The organism is Pseudorhodoplanes sp., assembly GCF_050250235.1.
Lineage (GTDB): Bacteria > Pseudomonadota > Alphaproteobacteria > Rhizobiales > Xanthobacteraceae > Pseudorhodoplanes.
The window spans coordinates 42,016-49,344 of the sequence record NZ_JBFWPA010000051.1; the positions used below are offsets into that span (position 1 = coordinate 42,016).

The 7,329-nt window shown below is 61.0% G+C and carries 6 protein-coding genes; 4 read left to right on the forward strand and 2 right to left on the reverse strand.

The window, feature by feature from the left end:
- The first annotated feature begins 43 nt into the window (after nt 1-43).
- A complete protein-coding gene (locus AB7F49_RS21130) occupies nt 44-787 on the forward strand; it encodes a TetR/AcrR family transcriptional regulator (RefSeq protein ID WP_428525954.1) in 744 nt (247 codons plus the stop codon).
- Nucleotides 788-1,018: 231 nt separating this feature from the next.
- Nucleotides 1,019-1,720, forward strand: a complete 702-nt coding sequence (locus AB7F49_RS21135; protein ID WP_428525956.1) for a FadR/GntR family transcriptional regulator — start codon at nt 1,019-1,021, stop codon at nt 1,718-1,720.
- A 37-nt stretch (nt 1,721-1,757) separates the two neighbouring features.
- Here the strand turns inward: AB7F49_RS21135 and AB7F49_RS21140 are convergent, their stop codons facing one another.
- Nucleotides 1,758-3,287, reverse strand: coding sequence for an FAD-dependent monooxygenase (locus tag AB7F49_RS21140; RefSeq protein ID WP_428525958.1), 1,530 nt, complete (start codon nt 3,285-3,287; stop codon nt 1,758-1,760).
- A gap of 122 nt (nt 3,288-3,409) precedes the next feature.
- Between AB7F49_RS21140 and AB7F49_RS21145 the strand changes: the two genes are divergently transcribed.
- Both AB7F49_RS21145 and AB7F49_RS21150 read left to right on the forward strand, forming a co-directional pair.
- Complete coding sequence (locus tag AB7F49_RS21145; protein ID WP_428525960.1) at nt 3,410-4,432, forward strand: cobalamin-independent methionine synthase II family protein; 1,023 nt, start codon at nt 3,410-3,412, stop codon at nt 4,430-4,432.
- A gap of 57 nt (nt 4,433-4,489) precedes the next feature.
- Complete coding sequence (locus tag AB7F49_RS21150) at nt 4,490-5,680, forward strand: ABC transporter substrate-binding protein (protein WP_428525962.1); 1,191 nt, start codon at nt 4,490-4,492, stop codon at nt 5,678-5,680.
- Nucleotides 5,681-5,972: 292 nt separating this feature from the next.
- Here AB7F49_RS21150 and AB7F49_RS21155 read toward each other — a convergent pair whose 3' ends face one another.
- Nucleotides 5,973-7,061: an alpha/beta hydrolase family protein gene (locus tag AB7F49_RS21155; RefSeq protein WP_428525964.1), complete on the reverse strand. Its 1,089-nt coding sequence runs from the start codon at nt 7,059-7,061 to the stop codon at nt 5,973-5,975.
- Nucleotides 7,062-7,329: the final 268 nt, after the last annotated feature.

Consider the following 7,329-nt stretch of genomic DNA (forward strand, 5'->3'; position numbering starts at 1 on the left):
AAAACGCAGCGCAGCAATGCGAGGAAAGTCTGTCGGGAGCGATATGCGACAAGGATCGTCAGGCGGAGCCCGGACGCGGAAAAAACCTGCCGGCAGGTCGAAGGCGGCTGCCTACGCAAAGCGCAGTGTCAGGCTGCCGCCGCGCCGCAAGAATCTGCGCGCGCCGGAGCGGGAAAAGGTCATCCTTGAGTCGGCGATCCGGTTCTTCGCCGAGCACGGCTTTGAGGGGCAGACGCGGGAACTCGCCAAGAGGATCGGCATCGCACATTCGGCGATCTACCGGCACTATCCCAGCAAGGAAGCCTTGATCGAGCGTGTCTACCAGCACGTCTATCTCGGCGGATGGCAAAAGCATTGGGCGGATCTCATCAAGGACCGGTCACACACACTGGAAGCGCGATTGACGCAATTCTACTGCGAGTATTCCGATCAGATCTTCAATTACGACTGGGTCCGAATCTTCATTTTTTCCGGCCTCAAATCCTTTGACATCAACAGCCGCTATCTTGCGATAGTGATGGAGCAAATCGGAATACCGGCATTGAATGAAGCCAGACACGAATTCGGTCTGCCATCCGCAGAGGTCATCCCCATTACGCCGCGGGAGCACGAACTGTTCTGGGGGCTGCATGGCCGTTTCTTCTATATCGCCATCCGCAAGTTCGTTTACGGCATGCCGGTCCCCGAAGGGACCGATCGCTATGCCATCATCGCAGACGACGTGAGACAATTCGTTTCGGGCTCACGCAGTATCCTGGAGGAAATCGTCGCCGAGAATCTGCAATAGTTGCAATACCAGTCCGTTGCCCAAGGTTTTGGCGAAACGCACAGCCGCGCCCCGAAAGACCGCGGCTTCGCGATGCGCTCTGATTGCGACTATGGGCCGGCGGTATCGCCGTTGGCGACTGGTCGCTCCCGAACCGGATGCGGCGGGCAATAGCCTTCATCCGCTCCCTTTCTCTTCGAGCCTCTTCACGCGGACGTTGTAGTTTCGCTCCGCTATGTGTATGGCGTTGCCATGACCGCCAATCGATCGCTTCCCCCAGCCGACCGCCGTTCGCTCGTGGCGTCAGTGATCGATATTCTGCGGGCGAAAGTGAGGGACGGCACCTGGCGCGTTGACCATCGCATCCCGCCGGAGGCGGAACTCGCCAGTGCGCTGAATGTCGGGCGCAACACCATTCGCGAAGCGGTAAAGGTGCTCGCGCATTCCGGCATGCTCGAGGTTCGCCAGGGCGACGGGACCTATGTCCGTCGTACCGTCGATCCGGTCGAGACGCTGCAGCGGATCAACCGCTCGAGTCTCCGCGATCACCTTGAAATGCAAAGCATTCTGGAAGCCGAGGCTGCGCGCTTCGCCGCGCGGCGGCGGACCGATGCTGATATCGCGGTCCTGCAACGGGCGGTCAAGACGCGGGGCGCCCGGCGCCCGGGCGAACCGGTGGAAGATTTCATCCAGCGCGACCGCGCGTTTCACCTTGCGGTAGCCGCAGCTGCGCATAATCAGGCGATCGAGGAGCTTTACCGATACTTCGCGCTCTCGATTGCCACGCATGCCCGCACCATTCGGGATGACGGCGAACTCGCCGAACCCGGCATCGCCGAGCATCAGGCAATCGTCGACGCCATCATCCGGCAGGATGAGGAAGGCGCGGCCAATACTGCGCGCAATATCCTCATGCCGCGCATTCAGCGGCTGACCGAGATGCAGCGCGGCTGATCGTCATTCCGCACCAGGTGCGAACCCGACAGACTGATCACCCGAAGAAGCGCGCAAGATAATCCGCCGCACCTTTGGCTGCGGCGGGGCCGGCGCTCGCGTAACCAAGATAGTTATCCGGCCGGATCACAATGACCGCATGGCCATAATGCTTGTGCGCGTGACCGCCGATATCGACCAACGCGCCGTTCCTTGCTTTGCCGGCCGAAGGCGCGGCTTCAACGATCGAATGGATGCGGACGGCATCGCCGAAACGCTTGTCGAGTTGCGGCGGCTCGAAGCCGCCGAGCGCCAGAACGGTGAAGTGCGGCCCTCGCAGGATATCGAACATCCGCAATGAAGCACCCTTGGAGTCCTGCAGCGGCGCATCAGGCGCGCGGTCGCCGGCCTGAATCAGCCCGTCGGTCGGCTCATGTCGTGTCAGCGTGCCGCCGCGATAGTTGAGGCCGATCTGCTGGGAGTCGCCCTGGGGCTGCCCCGCCCCGCCCGTGCCCATCCAGTTCTTGTGTATCTGGCTGACGAACTGAAGAAGATTCGCAGCGATCGGCAGCCGTTCTTCCTCGTAGGTGTCGAGCAGAGAATCCGGCGCGCCATGAAGCAGCACCTGACCAAGCTTCCAGCCAAGATTGAACGAATCCTGCACGCTGGTGTTCATCCCCTGCCCGCCGGCCGGCGGATGGATATGCGCGGCGTCTCCGACGAGGAAGACCCGACCCTTGCGAAATCGCTCGGCCATCCCGAGGCGCGAGGAAAACGTCGACGCCCACCAGATCTCGCGGATGTCGAGGCCGGCATTGCCTGTCCGCTCGTGAATCATGCGGCGGAGGCCTTCGTCCGTTACGTCGGGGTCTCCGTGATCGTATTTCGCATAGAGTTGAAAGGCCTCGGTCTGCGCGAGCGGCAACAGCCAGAGCGCCCCGCCGGGCGCCTTGTCCCACATGTGCCAGTGGTTTCGTCCAAGGCCGGCGATCACGACATCGGCCGTCACCATGGCCTGCTGGTCCGTAGGCTCGCTGACGAACGGAATCTCCGCCGCCGTCCGCGTCACCCCGCGCGCACCATCGGCGCCGATGAGGAAGGCGCAGCGGATGGTCTCCGTCGAGCCATTAGCATGCGCAACCGTCACGGTCACACCGTCGTCGTCCCGCGCGAGAGTTCGCAGTTGCGCCGCGAACTCGACGTCACCGCCAAGCTCCTTCAGCTGATTGCGCAGAATTTCCAGCGCGCGCGGCTGCGGCAACATCCAGGGGCTCGGATAGGGCACATCGGGCGTCGGCGATTTCGGATCGGTACGCGGCAGCTTGATCTCGCCGGTCTGCACCGGACCGTCCCAACCCATGCCCGGGAAATAGGGTCCGCCCGCCGCATGGACCGCCGGCATCATCCCGAGATCATCGTAGACCTCAAGCGTCCGCGGCTGCATCCCCTTTCCACGGGAACCGGACCGATAATCCGGCGCACGCAGGTCGCGCTCGATGACCCGCAACCGCACGCCGCGTCGCGCAAGATCGCAAGCGAGCACAAGACCTCCCGGTCCGGCTCCGACAATCAGAACAGGCAAGTCCACAAGCGCTTCCTTCAACTCAATGGGGCGAGGTTTGACTTAAACATCCTACCATCCTATGTTTAGGAAAATGCGCCGTTGAAAGCAATGTTGAAACGCGGGCGCCGATCGGGAATGAAGACGTGATGGCCGGACAACCGCGCATCAAGACAACCGTGGTTGGTTCCTATCCGGTGCCTGACTGGCTGATCGCACTCCCCTCCGAACAAGCCTTGATCGATGCGACCCGTGTGGTGCTCAACACACAGGAGCAGGCCGGCATCGATCTCGTCTGCGACGGTGAGTTGTCCCGCTTCGACGTGAACCATCCCGAAACCAACGGGATGATCGATTATTTCGTACATCCGATGTCAGGGATACGGGCCCGTCTGAGCTTCGACGAATTCAACGCCTACCGCGCGAACAACAAGATCATGCTGCGCACCCGGCCGGCAGCCGTGGTCGATGGGCCGGTCGGTTCCGGCACGCTCGACTTGCCGCAGGCCGCTGCGCAATCCAAGCAGTTCGCGACGCGCCCATTCAAGTTCACGGTGACCGGCCCGCACATGCTGGCGAAGACCCTGCTTGATCATCACTACAAGAACGTTCCGGATCTCGCGATGGCGCTCGCGGACGCGCTTGCCGATCAGATCAAGCATGTCGACGCCGATGTGGTGCAGATCGACGAAGCCAACCTTCCGGGTAATCCGGACGAATGGGAATGGGCTGCCGCCGCGCTGAACCGTGTGGCCACTTCCGTAAAGGGGCTCGCCGCCGTGCATCTGTGCTTCGGCAATTATGGCGGACAGAGCACGCAGAAAGGTGCGTGGGACAAGCTGGTCAACTACCTCAACGCGCTTCAGGTCGATCATATCGTCATGGAGACGCGCCACCGGCCGCGCGAGGAACTGTCCGTGTTCAAGGATGTGCGTGATGGCATTGGTCTCGGGATCGGCGTGATCGACGTGAAATCCACCGTGATCGAAAGCGCCGACGAGGTCGCGCGCACGCTCGAACATGCGCAGAAGGTGCTCGGCTCCGGCCGCATCAAGTACATTCATCCGGACTGCGGCTTCTGGATGCTCAAGCGCTACATTGCCGACGGCAAGATGCGCGCACTCGTGCAAGGGCGGAATCGCTACGAGGGAATTTCTTCACCGCCGCAATGACCTGCCCGAAAGGGCACAAGAACGACGAGAACACGTGGACCACAAAGGGAGGATATCATGCAGAAAGTCGCAATCGGCCTATGCGCGCTGGCCGCAGCCGTCCTTGGCGGCATGGCTCCGGCAAGCGCTGAAAAACCCCTCAAGATCGGGCTCATCTTGCCCTATTCGGGACAGTTCGCTGATACCGCGATACAGACGGACAACGGCATCAAGCTTTACATGAAACAGCACGGCGACACCGTCGCCGGCCGGAAGATCGAGATCATCCGAAAGGATGTGGGCGGCTCGGCTCCGGATGTGGCAAAGCGACTCGCGCAGGAAATGGTCGTGCGGGACGGCATCGACATCATCGCGGGCTTCATCCTGACACCCAATGCATTCGCGGCCGGCGACGTCTCCGCCGAGGCGAAGAAATTCATGGTGGTCATGACGGCCACCGCTCCGACCATCACCATGCGGTCGCCCTATATCGTGCGCGTATCACAGACGCTCGGCCAGAATACCGAGGCGCTGGGAACATGGGCCTACAAGAATGGCGTCAAGCGCCTGTACACGATGGTGTCAGACTACGCCCCGGGCCATGACTCCGAGGAGGGAATTCTCCGGACCTTCAAGGAGGCCGGTGGCGAAGTGGTCGGCTCGGTCAGGTTGCCGCTGGCGAATCCGGATTTCTCCGCCTTCGTGCAGCGGGCCAAGGACCTCAATCCAGACGGCATCTTCGTGTTCGTCCCGGGCGGCGCGCAACCGCCCGCCCTTGCGAAAGCCATGTCGGAGCGCGGCCTCAATCCGAAACACATCAAACTGATGGGCCAGGGCGAGATCGCAGACGAAACCGCGCTCCGCAACATGGGAGACGCCGCGCTGGGGATCATCACCGGTTTTCACTACGATTTCAATCACACTTCCCAGAAGAACAAGGATTTCGTGAAGGCGTATTTCGAGGAATACAAGCGCAATCCGAACTTCTTCGCGGCCCACGGTTATGACGGCATGCATCTGATCTATGAGGCGCTGAAGCAAACCGGCGGCAAAGCCGACGGTGAGAGCCTCGTCAACGCGGCCAAGGGCATGAGCTGGGAGAGCCCGCGCGGCCCGATGACCATCGATCCGGAAACGCGGGACGTCATTCAGACGGTTTATATTCGCAGAGTTGAGCGCGTCGGTAGCGAACTCGTGAATGTCGAGCTTGAGCGGTTCGAAAATGTGAAAGATCCGGTCAAGGAGCGGATGAAGAAGGAAAAGAAATAAGGCTGCGCACTGGCCTGCACGCCTTTTGAGAATTGCGCATGCGCGCGCCCCTGTCGGACCTCTCGCTGGTCTTCAAGGGTCATGTTGCGCCGTGAATCGCCGCGGGCGGCCACGGAGAATTGGAGAGAATGTGAGGCGGCGAGAGACGGGGGCGGTATGCGCGGCCGCCTCCCTATGGTTTATGCTGTGAAATCGGCGTCGCGTCGTCTTCATCGTTGGCCTCGCCGTATCGGTGGAAGCATCGATGCCAAAGCGTGCCTCGAACGTCATGGGCGGCAGGCGGGAAACAGCCTTACAATGTCGACGTGCCGAGTTGCCGCGCGAGCCAGTCGGCGCATTGCGATCGCCAGCGATACGGCCGGTTGTTTGCAATGTGATTGCCGTCTTCGATCAGATTGAAAACGGCTTCTGCGCCGGTCTCTCGCGACAAGCGCTCGGCATGCTGCCAGGGAATGACGCGATCGCGCTTGCCGGAGACGATATAGAGCGGGCAGGCGATCTTCCGCGCCACACCATCGAGCGAGAGCGCCTTGGCATGTTGCTTCGCCTGCGCCATGGTCTCGCATTTCGCGCGCACGCGGAACGTGTTGCGGGTCAACTCGGGCATCTGATCCCAACATTCAGCCAGATTGAAGGGGCCGGCGAGTGAGATGCAGGCTTTCGCGCGCTTTTCAAAAGCCGCCGCCCGCGCGGCGTAATAGCCGCCCAAGCTGACGCCCCACAATGCCGCGCGATCGATGTCGATATCCTTGCGTCCTTCCAGCCAGTCGAACACAGCCTTGACCGGGGTTTCGTAGTCGCCGCGGATTGCAAGGTCATATTCGGCTTCTCCCTGTCCGGGACCATCGAAAACCAGGGTTGCAATGCCGCGCGCCAGAAATGGCTGCTCATAGGCATCGGTCTCCTCCTTCGCCGAATCGAGACCGACAATCATGACTAGAACGGGCGGCCTTTCTGCTCCAGTCGGCTTTCTCAAAATCCCATACAGATGCTGGCCTTCATAGGGGACGCTGACACGTTCGCCGCTTGGGCGCAGATGAGGCAATGCTTCGGTGCGGCAAGCCACCGCACTCATATGTGCGGCCTTCATCTGTGGAAGATCGTGCACGAAAAGAAACTTTGCGAAATGATAATACACTGCCGCACGGTTGAAATGTTCGCCGGCAGTCAGAAGATTGCGGTCCGCGAGAGCGAGCCGGCCCATTTTCTCGTAGTCTGCGGCACGCGCCGACCACGCGCGGCACCAGCCTTCCCACGATCTGAGGTTGGCCGTGATCTCTTCGAAATCCGCCAATGCCACGCCATTGGATATGAATCGCGGGCCCCAATGAGCCATAGTTGACCTGACCAGATCATCCTTTTCGACCGTTGATACCGGCATTTTACGCTCGTCCGTTTCATGATGCGGGCCTGCCATCAATCGACCCTGGGATCGGTGCAAGGCTGCAGCTCAAGCCCGCTCTCTGGTTGCGAAGATTGCGTGGATCGTCGGATCGGAACCGCTTCTCATCCTCTTACAACGGTCAGCGAATAGCGCCCTTCCGCCGCGAGGCATTGTGCCTCCGGCAATCCGAGCTCTTTCCGCACAATATTTGTGCCGAGGACCATCGACACCATTTTGTATGCCGCGTGCCGCCGTCCCATGCCTT

What these genes read in the sequence shown, in the direction of transcription:
- AB7F49_RS21130 (WP_428525954.1), top strand. Translation starts at nt 44, where the DNA reads ATGCGACAAGGATCGTCAGGCGGAGCCCGGACGCGGAAAAAACCTGCC.
- AB7F49_RS21135 (WP_428525956.1), top strand. Translation starts at nt 1,019, where the DNA reads ATGACCGCCAATCGATCGCTTCCCCCAGCCGACCGCCGTTCGCTCGTG.
- AB7F49_RS21145 (WP_428525960.1), top strand. Translation starts at nt 3,410, where the DNA reads ATGGCCGGACAACCGCGCATCAAGACAACCGTGGTTGGTTCCTATCCG.
- AB7F49_RS21150 (WP_428525962.1), top strand. Translation starts at nt 4,490, where the DNA reads ATGCAGAAAGTCGCAATCGGCCTATGCGCGCTGGCCGCAGCCGTCCTT.
- AB7F49_RS21155 (WP_428525964.1), bottom strand. Translation starts at nt 7,061, where the DNA reads ATGCCGGTATCAACGGTCGAAAAGGATGATCTGGTCAGGTCAACTATG.